General features: G+C 60.8%; 8 protein-coding genes. All 8 read left to right on the top strand.

Annotated features, from left to right (window positions below; genetic code table 11):
* Positions 1-72 precede the first annotated feature (72 nt).
* The 8 genes from bcsR to NR795_RS16255 all read left to right on the top strand — a co-directional run bounded on the left by bcsR (position 73) and on the right by NR795_RS16255 (position 14,253).
* Entirely contained in the window at positions 73-264 is a 192-nt protein-coding gene (bcsR, locus tag NR795_RS16290; protein WP_144817945.1) for a cellulose biosynthesis protein BcsR, read from the top strand.
* Positions 265-278: 14 nt separating this feature from the next.
* Complete coding sequence (bcsQ, locus tag NR795_RS16285) at positions 279-1,046, top strand: cellulose biosynthesis protein BcsQ (RefSeq protein WP_257758754.1); 768 nt, start codon at positions 279-281, stop codon at positions 1,044-1,046.
* Positions 1,043-3,661 carry a UDP-forming cellulose synthase catalytic subunit gene (gene bcsA, locus NR795_RS16280; RefSeq protein ID WP_257758753.1) on the top strand — a complete coding sequence of 873 codons (2,619 nt, stop codon included), beginning with the start codon at positions 1,043-1,045 and terminating at the stop codon, positions 3,659-3,661. Before bcsQ ends, bcsA begins: the two co-directional genes overlap by 4 nt.
* A gap of 10 nt (positions 3,662-3,671) precedes the next feature.
* Positions 3,672-6,038 (top strand): cellulose biosynthesis cyclic di-GMP-binding regulatory protein BcsB, encoded by a 2,367-nt coding sequence (gene bcsB / locus NR795_RS16275; RefSeq protein WP_257758752.1) that lies wholly within the window; start codon positions 3,672-3,674, stop codon positions 6,036-6,038.
* Between the two features lie 3 nt (positions 6,039-6,041).
* Positions 6,042-7,145, top strand: a complete 1,104-nt coding sequence (bcsZ, locus tag NR795_RS16270) for a cellulose synthase complex periplasmic endoglucanase BcsZ (RefSeq protein ID WP_257758750.1) — start codon at positions 6,042-6,044, stop codon at positions 7,143-7,145.
* Positions 7,133-10,690 (top strand): cellulose synthase complex outer membrane protein BcsC, encoded by a 3,558-nt coding sequence (gene bcsC, locus NR795_RS16265; protein ID WP_257758749.1) that lies wholly within the window; start codon positions 7,133-7,135, stop codon positions 10,688-10,690. The genes bcsZ and bcsC overlap by 13 nt, the downstream gene beginning before the upstream one ends.
* Before the next feature lie 113 nt (positions 10,691-10,803).
* Positions 10,804-12,810: a biofilm formation regulator HmsP gene (gene hmsP, locus NR795_RS16260; RefSeq protein WP_257758748.1), complete on the top strand. Its 2,007-nt coding sequence runs from the start codon at positions 10,804-10,806 to the stop codon at positions 12,808-12,810.
* A 156-nt stretch (positions 12,811-12,966) separates the two neighbouring features.
* Complete coding sequence (locus tag NR795_RS16255; protein WP_257758747.1) at positions 12,967-14,253, top strand: dicarboxylate/amino acid:cation symporter; 1,287 nt, start codon at positions 12,967-12,969, stop codon at positions 14,251-14,253.
* The last annotated feature ends 139 nt before the right edge of the window (positions 14,254-14,392 follow it).

The raw sequence follows: 14,392 nt of genomic DNA, 5'->3' as shown, positions 1-14,392 counted from the left end.
TGTAAATGAATTTTCAGCGGCACCCTGCGTTGCTACCGTTCGTCTGTTTTTCATCAATGAGATGCAGTAAAAATGTCTAATAAAGAGTTTACGAGCCAGACTGATTCAACGCTGGGTTATACCTTCCAAAATGACTTTCTGGTCTTAAGTCGGGTGTTTTCACTGCCAGATATTGATTACACCGATATATCCCAACGTGAACAGTTAGCTACAGCGATAAAACGCTGGCCGCTGCTCGCTGAGTTTGCCCGTCAAAATAATTAATAAGGAAGACGTGGATGGCTATTCTGGGTCTGCAAGGCATTCGCGGAGGCGTGGGGACCACATCGGTAACCGCCGCGTTAGGCTGGGCGCTACAGCTGCTGGGGGAGTCGGTGCTGATGATCGACGCCTCTCCAGACAACATGCTGCGCCTCTCGTTCAACGTGGAGTTTACCCATGCTGATGGCTGGGCGCGGGCGCAGCTGGATGATAAAGCGTGGCGCGATGCGGGCCAGCGCTATACCTCGAATCTCGATCTGCTGCCGTTTGGCCAGCTGACCGCCGGCGAGCGGGAGAACGTCTACGCCCTGCACGATCGCCTGGCCCCGCTTACCGCGGCGCTTCAGGCGCTGAAGGCCGAGGGGCACTACCAGTGGATCCTGCTCGACCTGCCGGCGGACTTTACGCCCCTGTCGCGGGAGCTGCTGGCCCAGTGCGACCATACCCTCACCGTGGTGAAACCTGATACTAACTGCCACGTGCGTCTGCATCAGCAGGCACTGCCGTCGGGCACGCATCTGCTCATTAACGACCTGCGCATCGGTAGCCAGCTACAGGACGATCTCTTCCAGGTGTGGCTACAGAGCCAGCCCCGGCTGCTGCCGATGGTGATCCACCGCGATGAGGCGATGGTGGAGTGCCTGGCAGCGAAGCAGCCTCTGGGCGAATATCGCAGCGACTCGCTGGCGGCAGAGGAGATCCTGACCCTGGCTAACTGGTGTCTGCTGCACTGCGCCGGGCCGGATCGCCTCACCCGCGATCGCCCTAGTGAGCCTGCGCTATGAGTCGTCTTGCCGCCTTGCTGCTGATCCCGCCAGTGAACGCCCGCCTGAGCGAGCGTTACCAGCTTTACCGGAGCCACGGCGCACCGGCGTTTAGCGCAGCCCTCGGCTGCCTGTGGACAATTCTTGCCTGGCTGTTTATTCCGCTGGAGCACCCGCGCTGGCAGCAGCTTCGCGCTCGCCACGCGGAGTTTTACCCCCATATTCGCGCCGAGCGCCCGCGTCCGCTCGATCCGGCCCGCTATCTGCTGCAAACCCTCTGGCTGCTGATCGGTGCGCATAACGCTCCGGCCGCGCGGCTACGCAAGAGCAAGCGCGCACGCTTTACCCATTTCCGCCGCCGCTACCTCACCTGGCTGGACACCCTGCCAGCCAGGGTGAGCAGCCGAACAAGCCATATGGAAGGGGAGAAAGAGCTGGCCCACCTCAAGCCAGGCGTGCGTCGTTTTATCATCGGTGTGATTGTTTTCTTCTCGCTGGTCCTTGCTCTGCTCTGCATCACCCAGCCGTTTAACCCGTGGTCGCAGTTTATCTTCCTGCTGCTGCTGTGGGGCGTGGCCCTGCTGGTGCGCCGTATTCCAGGGCGCTTCTCGGCATTAATGCTGATTGTCCTGTCGCTGACCGTCTCCTGCCGCTACATCTGGTGGCGCTACACCTCGACGCTCAACTGGAACGATCCGGTCAGCCTCGTGTGCGGCCTGGTGCTGCTATTCGCCGAAACCTATGCGTGGATTGTGCTGGTGCTCGGCTACTTCCAGGTGGTGTGGCCGCTTAACCGTCAGCCGGTGTCGCTGCCGAAGGATATGTCCCTGTGGCCGTCGGTGGACATCTTCGTGCCGACCTATAACGAAGATCTCAACGTGGTGAAGAACACGATCTACGCCGCGCTGGGTATCGACTGGCCGAAAGAGAAGCTGAAGATCTGGATCCTCGACGACGGTGGCCGCGAGTCGTTTCGTCAGTTTGCCGAGACGGTGGGGGTAGAGTACGTCGCCCGTACCACTCACGAACACGCGAAAGCAGGCAACATCAACAATGCGTTGCAGTATGCGAAAGGCGATTTTGTCTCGATCTTTGACTGCGACCACGTGCCGACGCGCTCGTTCCTGCAGCTGACCATGGGCTGGTTTATCAAAGACAAGAAGCTGGCGATGATGCAGACCCCGCACCACTTCTTCTCGCCGGATCCGTTCGAGCGTAACCTGGGCCGCTTCCGCCAGACGCCGAACGAAGGCACCCTGTTCTACGGCCTGGTGCAGGACGGCAACGACATGTGGGATGCCACCTTCTTCTGCGGCTCCTGTGCGGTGATCCGCCGTGGTCCGCTGGATGAGATTGGCGGCATTGCGGTAGAGACCGTGACCGAAGATGCGCACACCTCTCTGCGCCTGCACCGTCGCGGGCACACCTCGGCCTATATGCGCATTCCGCAGGCGGCGGGGCTGGCAACCGAGAGCCTCTCTTCCCACATTGGGCAGCGTATTCGCTGGGCGCGCGGCATGGTACAGATCTTCCGGCTCGATAACCCGCTGTTTGGTAAAGGGCTAAAGCTGGCGCAGCGGCTCTGCTACGTCAACGCCATGTTCCACTTCCTCTCTGGTGTGCCGCGGCTGATCTTCCTCACCGCGCCGCTGGCGTTCCTGCTGCTGCACGCCTATATCATCTATGCGCCGGCGCTGATGATCGCCCTGTTCGTGCTGCCGCACATGGTTCACGCCAGCCTGACTAACTCCAAAATTCAGGGTAAATACCGCCACTCGTTCTGGAGTGAAATCTACGAAACGGTGCTGGCCTGGTATATCGCCAGACCCACCATGGTGGCGCTCTTTAACCCGCACAAGGGCAAGTTTAACGTGACCTCAAAAGGCGGCCTCGTCGAGGAGGAGTATGTCGACTGGGTGATCTCCCGGCCCTATATCTTCCTGGTGCTGCTGAACATTGTCGGCGTGCTGGTGGGCGTCTGGCGCTACTTCTACGGCCCGGAGACCGAGATGCTGACCGTGGTTGTCAGTATCGTCTGGGTCTTCTACAACCTGATTGTGCTGGGCGGTGCGGTGGCGGTGTCGGTAGAGAGCAAGCAGGTGCGCCGGGCGCATCGGGTTGAGATCTCTATGCCAGCGGCCATTGCCCGCGACGATGGTCATCTCTTCTCCTGTACGGTGCACGACTTCTCTGACGGCGGCGTAGGGATCAAGATCAACGGCCAGTCGCAGGTGCTGGAGGGGCAGAAGGTCAATCTGCTGCTTAAGCGCGGCCAGCAAGAGTACGTTTTCCCGGCCCAGGTGGCGCGCGTCAACGGCAAGGAAGTAGGCCTGCAGCTGATGCCGCTGACCACCCGCCAGCATATCGATTTTGTCCAGTGTACCTTCGCGCGTGCGGACACCTGGGCGCTCTGGCAGGACAGCTTCCCGGAAGATAAACCGCTGGAGAGCCTGTTGGATATTCTTAAGCTTGGCTTCCGTGGCTACCGCCACCTGGCTGAATTTGCTCCATCGTCCGTGAAAATGATTTTCCGGACGCTTACTTCCCTGATCTCCTGGGTTGTATCGTTCATTCCCCGCCGACCTGCGCGGGGCATGGTGGTGCAGCAGCCGGATCCGGTTATGGCCCAACTATGATGATAATGCGATGAAAAGAAAACTTTCCTGGATTTGTGCAGTGGCGGTTGGGATGAGTGCTTTCCCGTCGTTGGTCACCCATGCAGCACCGGCCAATTCGATGGTGACCGTGCCTGCCGCACCTGAGACGACTGCCGCGCAGGCCGCTGTGCCCGCTGCTGCTGCCGAACCGCAGGCCGTCGGCCAGGTGATGCCTGGCGTCACCGGTGCCAATGCGCCTATCGTTGCGGAGAACGCGCCGTCGCGGGAGGTTAAGCTCTCTTTCGCCCAGATCGCCCCGCCACCGGGCAGCATGGTGCTGCGTGGCGTTCAGCCCGACGGCCAGATCGAGTTTGGGATGCGCAGCGACGAAGTGGTGTCGAAGGCGATGCTGAACCTGGAGTACACCCCGTCGCCGTCGCTGCTGCCGGTGCAGTCGCAGCTGAAGGTCTATCTGAACGATGAGCTGATGGGCGTCCTGCCGGTCACCAAAGAGCAGCTAGGCAAAAAGACGCTGGCCCAGCTGGCTATCGACCCGCTCTATATCACTGACTTCAACCGGGTGCGGCTGGAGTTCGTCGGTCACTACCGCGACGTCTGCGAAAACCCGGCCAGCAGTACGCTGTGGATGGACGTCGGACGCAGCAGCTCTCTGGAGATGACCTACCAGACCCTGCCGCTGAAAAACGACCTGTCACACTTCCCGGTGCCGTTCTATGACGCCCGTGATAACCGTCCGCTGGTACTGCCGATGGTCTTTGCTGGCGCACCGGCGCTGGCGCAGCAGCAGGCGGCGGGTATTGTTGCCTCCTTCTTTGGCTCCCGCATGGGCTGGCGCGGCCAGAGCTTCCCGGTGCTCTACAACGGCCTGCCGGATCGTAACGCCATCGTGTTTGCCACCAACGATAAGCGTCCAGATTTCCTGCGCGACGTGCCGGCGGTGAACGCCCCGACGGTAGTGATGATGGATCACCCTCAGAACCCGTACGTGAAGCTGCTGGTGGTCCTTGGCCGCGACGATAAAGATCTGCTCCAGGCGGCGAAGGGCATTGCCCAGGGCAACGTGCTGTTCCGGGGCGATCGCGTAGAGGTAAACGATGTTAAGCCGCTGCTGGCCCGTAAGCCGTACGACGCACCAAACTGGGTGCGTACCGACCGGGCGATCTCGTTTGGCGAGCTGAAAAGCTACGAGGAGCAGCTGCAGTCGGTTGGCCTGGAGCCGAACCCGATCAGCGTGGCGCTGAACCTGCCGCCGGATCTCTATCTGCTGCGCAGCACCGGCATCGATATGGATCTCAACTATCGCTACACCGCGCCGCCGACCAAAGACAGCTCGCGGATGGATATCAGCCTGAACAACCAGTTCCTGCAATCTTTCAGCCTCACCAGCAACCAGGATACCAACCGCCTGCTGCTGCGCCTGCCGGTTCTGCAGGGGCTGCTGGATGGCAAAACTGCCGTTACCATTCCGGCGCTGCAGCTGGGCGCGCTTAACCAGCTGCGCTTTGACTTCCAGTACATGAACCCGATGCCGGGCGGCACCGTCGATAACTGCGTCACCTTCCAGCCGGTGCAGAACCGGGTGGTGATTGGCGATGACTCGACCATCGACTTCTCGAAGTACTACCACTTTATTGCGATGCCGGACCTGCGCGCCTTTGCTAACGCGGGCTTCCCGTTCAGCCGAATGGCGGACCTTGCGGACACCATCGTGGTGCTGCCCGCTAACCCGACCCAGGGCCAGCTGGCGACGCTGCTGGACTCCATCGGCCAGCTTGGGGCGCAAACCGGCCTTCCGGCGGTTAACCTGACCCTGACCAATGACGGCAGCCAGATCCAGAACAAGGATGCCGACGTGCTGGTCATCGGGACCATTCCGGATAGCCTGAAAGATGACAAGCGCATCGACCTGCTGGTGCAGGCGACGCAGAGCTGGGTGAAGACCCCGCAGCGCCAGACGACCTTCCCGTCTATCGTCCCGGATAACACCGATCGCCAGGCTGATGCCCAGACGGCGGTGACCTCCAGTGGCCCGATGGCGGCCATTGTCGGCTTCCAGTCCCCGTACAACGATCAGCGCAGCGTCATTGCCCTGCTGGCAGACAGCCCGCGCGGCTATGAGCTGCTGAACGAGGCGATGAACGACAGCGGTAAGCGTGCGGCAATGTATGGTTCCGTCACGGTGATCCGCGAGTCCGGCGTAAATGGTCTGCGGGTAGGGGACGTCTACTATGTCGGCCACCTGCCGTGGTTCGAGCGTATCTGGTATGCGCTCTCTAACCACCCGGTGCTGCTGGCGGTGCTCGCCGCCGTGAGCGTCGTGCTGCTGGCCTGGGTACTGTGGCGTCTGCTGCGTATCATCAGCCGTCGCCGTCTCGACCCGCATGATGATGAGTAAGCCATGAAAACCTTACTGCGTGGCGCGATAGCGGCCACCCTGCTGCTGGCGGCGGCAAGTACGCACGCCGCCTGTAGCTGGCCGGCCTGGTTGCAGTTTAAAAAAGATTACCTCAGCGACGGTGGCCGGGTGATCGATCCCAGCGACGCCCGGAAGATCACTACCTCCGAGGGGCAGAGCTACGGGCTGTTTTTTGCTCTTGCCGCCAACGACCGTCCCGGCTTTGACACGATCTTAACCTGGACTGAGGATAACCTCGCCGAGGGCGATCTCGCGGCCCATCTTCCCGCCTGGCTGTGGGGCAAGAAGGGGGAAGAGGAGTGGGCCGTGCTGGACACTAACTCTGCCTCCGACGCCGATATCTGGATCGTCTGGTCGCTGTTTGAAGCCGGACGCCTGTGGAAAGAGACGCGCTATACCGCGCTGGCCCAGGGGCTGCTCAAGCATATCGTCAGCGAAGAGGTGGTGAGCGTGCCGGGGCTGGGCTCTATGCTGCTGCCGGGTAAAATTGGCTTCGCCGAGAAAGAGAGCTGGCGCTTTAACCCCAGCTATCTGCCGCCGCAGGTGGCGCAGTATCTCACCCGCTTTGGCGCGCCCTGGACCACGCTGCGGGAGACTAATCTGCGGCTGCTGCTGGAGACCGCCCCCAAAGGCTTCTCCCCGGACTGGGTAAGCTATGAGAAAAATCGCGGCTGGAACCTGAAGCCGGAGAGCAAGCTGGTCTCCAGCTACGACGCCATCCGCGTCTACCTGTGGGTAGGGATGATGCACGACAGCGATCTGCAAAAAAATCGTCTGCTGGCGCGCCTTAAGCCAATGGCGGCAATAACGGCGAAAAACGGCGTGCCGCCGGAGAAGGTCAACGTGACAACCGGTGCGGCTCAGGGCAACGGCGCGACGGGCTTCTCTGCCGCTCTGCTGCCGTTTATGCAAAACCGCGATGCACAAGCGGTACTGCGCCAGCGCGTTGCCGATAACCCGCCCGGCAGCGACGCCTATTACAGCTACGTGCTTACCCTCTTCGGACAGGGCTGGGATGAGCACCGTTTTCGTTTCACCTCCCAAGGTGAACTCCAACCTGACTGGGGCCAGGAATGCGCACGCTAACCCTACGCTTACTTGCTTTATCACTGGGCATCGCGCTGATGCCAAAGACGTATGCGGCCCCGACAGCCCAACAGCAACAGCTGCTGGAGCAGGTTCGGCTCGGCGAATCGACCCGTCGTGAGGATCTGGTGCGCCAGTCGCTCTACCGGCTGGAACTTATCGATCCCAATAATCCCGAGGTGATTGCCGCCCGCCAGCGCTATCTGCTGCGCCAGGGCGACACCGCAGGCGCTCAGCAGCAGCTCGATCGGCTCGCCCAGCTTGCGCCCAACTCTGCGGCCTACCGCGAAGCGCAAAGCGCGATGACGCTCTCTACCGCGCAAGGGCGGCAGGGGTTGCAGGAGGCGCGGCTGCTGGCGACGACCGGCCACACGGCGGAGGCCATCGCGGCCTACGACAAGCTATTGCAGGGTAACCCGCCGGAGAGCGATCTCGCTGCCGAGTACTGGACGCTGGTGGCAAAGGTTCCCGAGCGGCGTAGCCAGGCCATTACTCAGCTGAAGAGCGCCAACGACCGCTATCCTGGCAACCCTCAGCTACAAAACTCGCTGGCGCAGCTGCTGTTTGCCAGCGGACGCAGCGACGAAGGCTATACCGTCCTGCGACAGATGGCGAAGTCGGGCACCACCCGCGAAGCGGCGGCCGCCATCTGGTATCAACAGATTCAAAACATGCCGGTGAGCGATGCCAGCGTGCAGGCGCTGCAACAGTTCCTGAACCAGTTTAGCGACGGCGACACGGTGGAGACCGCCCGGGCGACGCTGGCGAAACAGCAGCAGCAGCTGGCCGATCCGGCGTTTCGTGCCCGCTCCCGTGGACTGGCCGCGGTGGACGCCGGGCAGGGCGGACAGGCTATCGCCTCGCTGCAGCAGGCGCTGAATGCCGATCAGAACGACGGTGAAACCACCGGGGCGCTCGGGCAGGCTTATTCGCAAAAGGGCGATCGCGCCCGTGCCGTTCCCCTGCTAGAGAAAGCCATTGCCCTTGCGCCGCAGAGCAGCAACCGCAGCAAGTGGGACAGCCTTCTGCAAACTAACCGCTACTGGCTGCTGATCCAGCAGGGTGACGCCGCGCTGAAGGCCAATAATCCCGCGCAGGCGGAACGACTTTACCAGCAGGCGCGCGCGGTGGATAACACCGACAGCTACGCGGTGCTGGGCCTGGGGGACGCCGCCGTGGCCCGCAAGGACAGCGCCGCCGCCGAACGCTACTATCAGCAGGCGCTGCGCATGGACAGCGGCAACAGCAACGCGATTCGCGGCCTGGCTAATCTCTATCGCGAGCAGTCGCCGGAAAAAGCCTCCGCCTGGATTGCCGCGCTCCCTGCCAGCCAGCGCCGCAGCGTGGATGACATTGAGCGCAGTCTTGCCAACGACCGGCTGGCGCAGCAGGCTGAAACCCTGGAGAACCAGGGGCGCTGGGCGCAGGCGGCAGAAATTCAGCGCCGTCGGTTGGCGAGCGATCCGGACAGCGTCTGGATCGCCTACCGCCTCTCCCGCGATCTCTGGAGCGCCGGACAGCACGCCGAGGCCGACGCGCAGATGCGCGATCTGGTTCGCCGCCAGCCTAACGATCCTACTCAGGTCTACGCCTACAGCCTCTATCTCTCCGGCAATGACCAGGATCGTGCCGCGCTGGCGCACCTTAACACCCTGCCGCGCAGCAAATGGGACAGCAATATGCAGGAGCTGGCGAGCCGCCTTGAGGGCAACCAGCTGCTGGAGACCGCCAACCGCCTGCGCGACAGCGGCAAGGAGGCAGAGGCTGAAGCCCTGCTTAAGCAGCAGCCCGCCTCTACGCGTATCGATCTCACTCTCGCAGACTGGGCGCAGCAGCGCGGTGATTACGCTACTGCCCGAGCCGGGTACGAAACTGTGCTGGCCCGTGAACCGGCTAACGGCGATGCTCGTCTGAGCCTGGTAGAGGTGGCGATTGCCGAGGGCAATCCACTTGCGGCGCGCCAGCAGCTGGCAGCAATGAACGAGATGCCGCAGACCGAGCCGCCGTCTATCAACATGCAGCGGCGAATGGCGCTGGTGCGGTCGCAGCTGGGGGACAAGGTGTTGGCCCAGCGCACCTACGACACCCTGGTGCCTGAGGCGAAGGCTCTGCCGCCGTCGCAGGACAGCGCCCTGGTGCTGCGTGACTACGCCCGCTTCCAGCAGGCCAACGGCCAGCCGCAGCTAGCCCTGGCGAGCTATAACGAGGCGATGGTTGCCGCAGGCATTGCGCCAGTACCCGCCCGGGATAACGACACCTTTACCCGCCAGACGCGTAACGATGCCAGCGATGACTGGCTGAAGCGCGGCCTGCGCAGCGACGCCGCCGATCTCTACCGTCAGCAGGATCTCAACGTCACGCTTGAGCATGACTACTGGGGCTCCAGCGGGACCGGCGGCTACTCCGATCTGAAAGCCAATACCACTATGCTGCAGGCCGATGCGCCGCTTGCCGATGGCCGGATGTTCTTCCGTACCGACGTGGTCAATATGGACGTGGGATCCTTCGCCACCGATGAGAACGGGCTATACGATCCCAACTGGGGGACCTGCGGCCAGCTTAACTGCGTTAACGGTGATAAGAGCCAGTCCGACGGCGGGGCAAGCATTGCGGTTGGCTGGCGCAACGACACCTGGGCGGGGGATATCGGCACCACGCCGATGGGCTTCAGGGTGGTGGATATCGTCGGCAGCCTGAGCTACAGCAACGATCTCGGCCCGGTAGGCTATACGCTGGATGTGCATCGTCGTCCGATCTCCAGCTCCCTGCTGGCCTTCGGCGGTCAGAAAGATGCTTCCAGCTACTACTATGCTCCGGACGATCCGGACGCTCCGGATGACGAGGAGCGCGACACTAGCAACGATCGCGGCGGCACCGGCAAGACCTGGGGTGGCGTTCGGTCAACCGGCGGTGGGGTGAGCCTGAGCTATGACCAGGGCGAAGCGCATGGCGTCTGGGCGAGCCTGAGCGCCGACACGCTCACCGGTAAAAATGTGGATGACAACTGGCGCGTGCGCTGGATGTCGGGCTACTACTACAAGCTGGTCAACGAAGATAACCGCCGTGTCACCGTCGGCCTGAACAATATGCTCTGGCACTACGACAAAGATCTGAGTGGCTACTCGCTGGGCCAGGGGGGCTACTACAGCCCGCAGAAATATCTCTCGTTTGCCGTGCCGGTCACCTGGCGTGAACGCACCGAGAACTGGTCGTGGGAGCTGGGTGGTTCGGTCTCGTGGTCGCACTCGGCCACCAGTACCCAGGCTACCTACCCCAAGCTTAACCTGATCCCGGACACCTATCGTGCTCGGGCGGCGGATGAGAAAGAGTTTGGCTCTAAAAGCAACGGCTTTGGCTATACGGCGCGCGCCCTGATTGAGCGTCGCATTACCTCTAACTGGTCCGTTGGCGCGGCTATCGATATTCAGCAGGCGGAGGATTATACCCCGAGCCACGGCATGCTCTACGTCCGCTACTCCCAGGCGGGCTGGCAAGGCGATATGGACTCGCCGCCGCAGGTGTTGACGCCTTACGCCGACTGGTAACGCGCAAGGCTCTCTATCCCGGTCTTAATCTGCTGTCAGAATCGAGTATACTCTGACAGCAGGCAGGTAGCCGTCGGTTACTTTTGCGGACACGGAGTATTTGGAGAGTCAATTTGCGCGTTAGCCGTTCGTTAACCATTAAACAGATGGCGATGGTCTCGATCGTCGCCATGGTGTTTATTTTTCTTTTTTGCGTGATTTTGCTGTTCCACTTTGTGCAGCAGAATCGCTACAACACTGGCACGCAGATGGAGAGCATCGCGCGCTCGGTGCGTGAGCCGCTGTCCGCTGCCATCCTGAAAGGCGATATCGCCGACGCGGAGGCCATCCTTAAGCGTATCCAACCCGCGGGCGTGGTCAGCCGGGCGGACGTTGTCTTGCCGAATCAGTTCCAGGCCCTGCGCATGAGCTTTATTCCTGAGCGGCCGGTTCCGGTGACCATCACCCGGCTGTTTGAGCTGCCGGTGCAGATCTCACTGCCTATCTACTCTATGGAGCGCCCCTCCAACCCACAGCCGCTGGCCTATCTGGTGCTGCAGGCGGACTCGTTCCGCATGTACAAGTTCGTGATGAGCACCGTCTCAACGTTAGTCACTACTTACTTACTTTTAGTGCTGATCATGACGGTGGCGCTCACGTGGTGCATCAGCCGGCTGATTATCCGCCCGCTGCGCAAGATCGCCCGCGAGCTCAATGACCTGTCGCCCCAGGATCAGCTGGGGCACCAGCTGGCGCTGCCCCGTCACCATCATGACGATGAGATCGGCATGCTGGTGCGCGGCTATAACCGCAACCAGCAGATGGTGCTGCGCCAGCATGAAGAGCTGAACAGCCAGGCGACGCGTTTCCCCATCTCGGAGCTGCCCAATAAAGCCTTTATGATGGCGCTGCTGGAGCAGACCGTGGCCCGGCAAAAAACCACCGCGCTGATGGTGATCGCCTGTGAAACCCTCCAGGATACGGCGGGCGTGCTGAAAGAGAGCCAGCGCGAAATGCTGCTCCTGACGCTGGTAGAGAAGATGAAGTCGGTGCTGGCCCCGCGTATGGTGCTGGCGCAGGCGAGCACGGACACCTTTGTCATTATTGGCAACGGCGCTAGCGAGCCGTGGCACGCCATTACGCTGGGTCAGCAAGTGCTCACTGTTATTAATGAGCGTCTGCCGGTGCAGGGCATTCAGCTGCGCCCGAGCGCCAGCATCGGTATCGCCATGTTCTACGGCGACGTGACCGCAGAGCAGCTCTACCGGCGGGCTATCTCGGCTGCGCTCTCTGCTCGCCGTAAAGGCAAAAACCAGATCCAGTTCTTTGACCCCGAGCAGATGGCGACGGCGCAGAAGCGGCTGACGCAAGAGAGCGATATCTTAAACGCGCTGGATAACCATCAGTTTGCCATCTGGCTACAGCCGCAGGTCAATCTCGCTACCGGGGAGGTGGTCAGCGCCGAGGCGCTGCTCCGCCAGCAGCAGCCGGACGGTAGCTGGGCGCTGCCAGAGGGGCTTATTGACACCATCGAGTCCTGTGGGCTGATGATCGTTGTCGGCCACTGGGTGCTGGAGGAGTCCTGCCGCCAGCTCGCGGCCTGGCAGGCGCGGGGCATTATGCTGCCGCTGTCGGTGAATCTCTCGGCGCTGCAGCTGATGCACCAGGATATGGTTCGCGATCTGCTTGGGCTGCTGGAGCGCTACCAGATTGCGCCCGGCACCCTGATCCTTGAGGTGACCGAAAGCCGTCGTATCGACGATCCACACGCGGCGGTGGCAATCCTCCGTCCGCTGCGCAACGCCGGGGTACGTATTGCGCTGGATGACTTCGGCATGGGCTATGCGGGCCTGCGTCAGCTCCAGCATATGAAGTCCCTGCCGGTAGACGTGCTGAAAATCGATAAGATTTTTGTTAAGGGCCTGCCGGAGGACAGCAGCATGGTTTCGTCAATAATTCATATGGCCCGCAGTCTCGATCTGGATGTTATTGCTGAGGGCGTTGAGACCGAGGCGCAGCACGTCTGGCTTCAGGAAGCGGGCGTGGAAATGGCCCAGGGTTATCTGTTTGGCCGTGCGGTAGCGCCGGAGGCGTTTGAGCAGCAGCATAATCTTTCCCGTATGTTGGACGGCAGCGCGTAGCAATCATTGCACTTGTGCGAGCCAGCTCAAATTTCTTAACATTTGTGTTTCAAATTTAGAGTAAGTTTATTTCTGCGATGTTGTTGGAGTGTTATTTTAAGACCGCAGGCGACCTAACCCTACAATGCCTGTGGTTTTTAATTCAAGGACACCTCTATGAAAGCCTCACTCTTTAAAAGCCTCTACTTTCAGGTGCTGACCGCCATCGCTATCGGTATTTTGCTCGGTCACTTCTACCCTGAACTCGGCGCACAGATGAAGCCGCTTGGCGACGCCTTTGTGAAGCTGATTAAAATGATCATCGCCCCCGTGATCTTCTGTACCGTGGTGACCGGCATCGCAGGCATGGAAAGCATGAAAGCGGTGGGCCGCACCGGCGCGGTGGCGCTGCTCTACTTTGAGGTGGTCAGCACCCTGGCGCTGATCATCGGTCTGATTATCGTCAACGTGGTACAGCCGGGCGCAGGCATGAACGTTGATGTCGCGACCCTGGATGCCAAAGCGGTCGCGGTCTACGCTGCCCAGGCAGAGCAGCAGGGCACTGTCGCCTTCCTGATGGATGTGATCCCCTCCAGCGTTATCGGCGCGTTTGCCAGCGGCAATATTCTCCAGGTACTGCTGTTTGCCATGCTGTTTGGCTTTGCCCTCCATCGTCTTGGCCACAAAGGTCAGCTGATCTTTAACGTTATCGAGAGCTTCTCTCAGGTCATCTTTGGCATCATCAATATGATCATGCGCCTCGCGCCCATCGGCGCGTTTGGGGCCATGGCCTTTACCATCGGTAAATATGGCGTGGGGACCCTGATCCAGCTCGGACAGCTGATCATCTGCTTCTACGCCACCTGTATTCTGTTTATCGTGGTGGTGCTGGGAAGCATCGCTCGCGCCACCGGCTTCAGCATCTTCAAATTTATCCGCTACATTCGCGAAGAGCTGCTGATCGTGCTCGGCACCTCGTCGTCCGAGTCGGCTCTGCCGCGTATGCTCGATAAGATGGAGAAGCTCGGCTGCCGTAAATCCGTAGTCGGGCTGGTTATTCCCACGGGCTACTCCTTTAACCTCGACGGCACCTCCATCTACCTGACAATGGCAGCGGTGTTTATCGCCCAGGCCACCAACAGCCATATGGATATTGTCCATCAGATTACGCTTTTGGTGGTGCTGCTGCTCTCCTCGAAAGGCGCGGCGGGCGTTACCGGCAGCGGCTTTATCGTGCTGGCGGCGACCCTCTCGGCGGTAGGGCATCTGCCGGTGGCCGGGCTGGCGTTGATCCTCGGTATCGACCGCTTTATGTCTGAGGCGCGAGCGCTGACTAACCTGATCGGCAACGGCGTGGCGACCATCGTGGTAGCAAAATGGGTGAAAGAGCTGGACCACAAACAGCTGAAAGATACCCTTAATAACCGTGCGCCAGACGGCAAAACAGGCGAAATTTCCTCATAATCTGCTGACTTATGCCCGTTGTCCCTTGTAGGGGCGCGGGCACCTGCGCATAATTACCCCCTATTTTTTACTTCCCGGTGTGACGTTTTGCTTTTTTGGCTGTCTAACACGGAGTGTTAAAACTTCATTTTAGGCGGCC

This window comes from Pseudescherichia sp. L3 (genome assembly GCF_024656065.1).
Taxonomy (GTDB): domain Bacteria; phylum Pseudomonadota; class Gammaproteobacteria; order Enterobacterales; family Enterobacteriaceae; genus Pseudescherichia.
The sequence above is the reverse complement of the archived record's forward strand: the minus strand, read 5'-3'. Positions and strand labels throughout refer to the sequence as shown.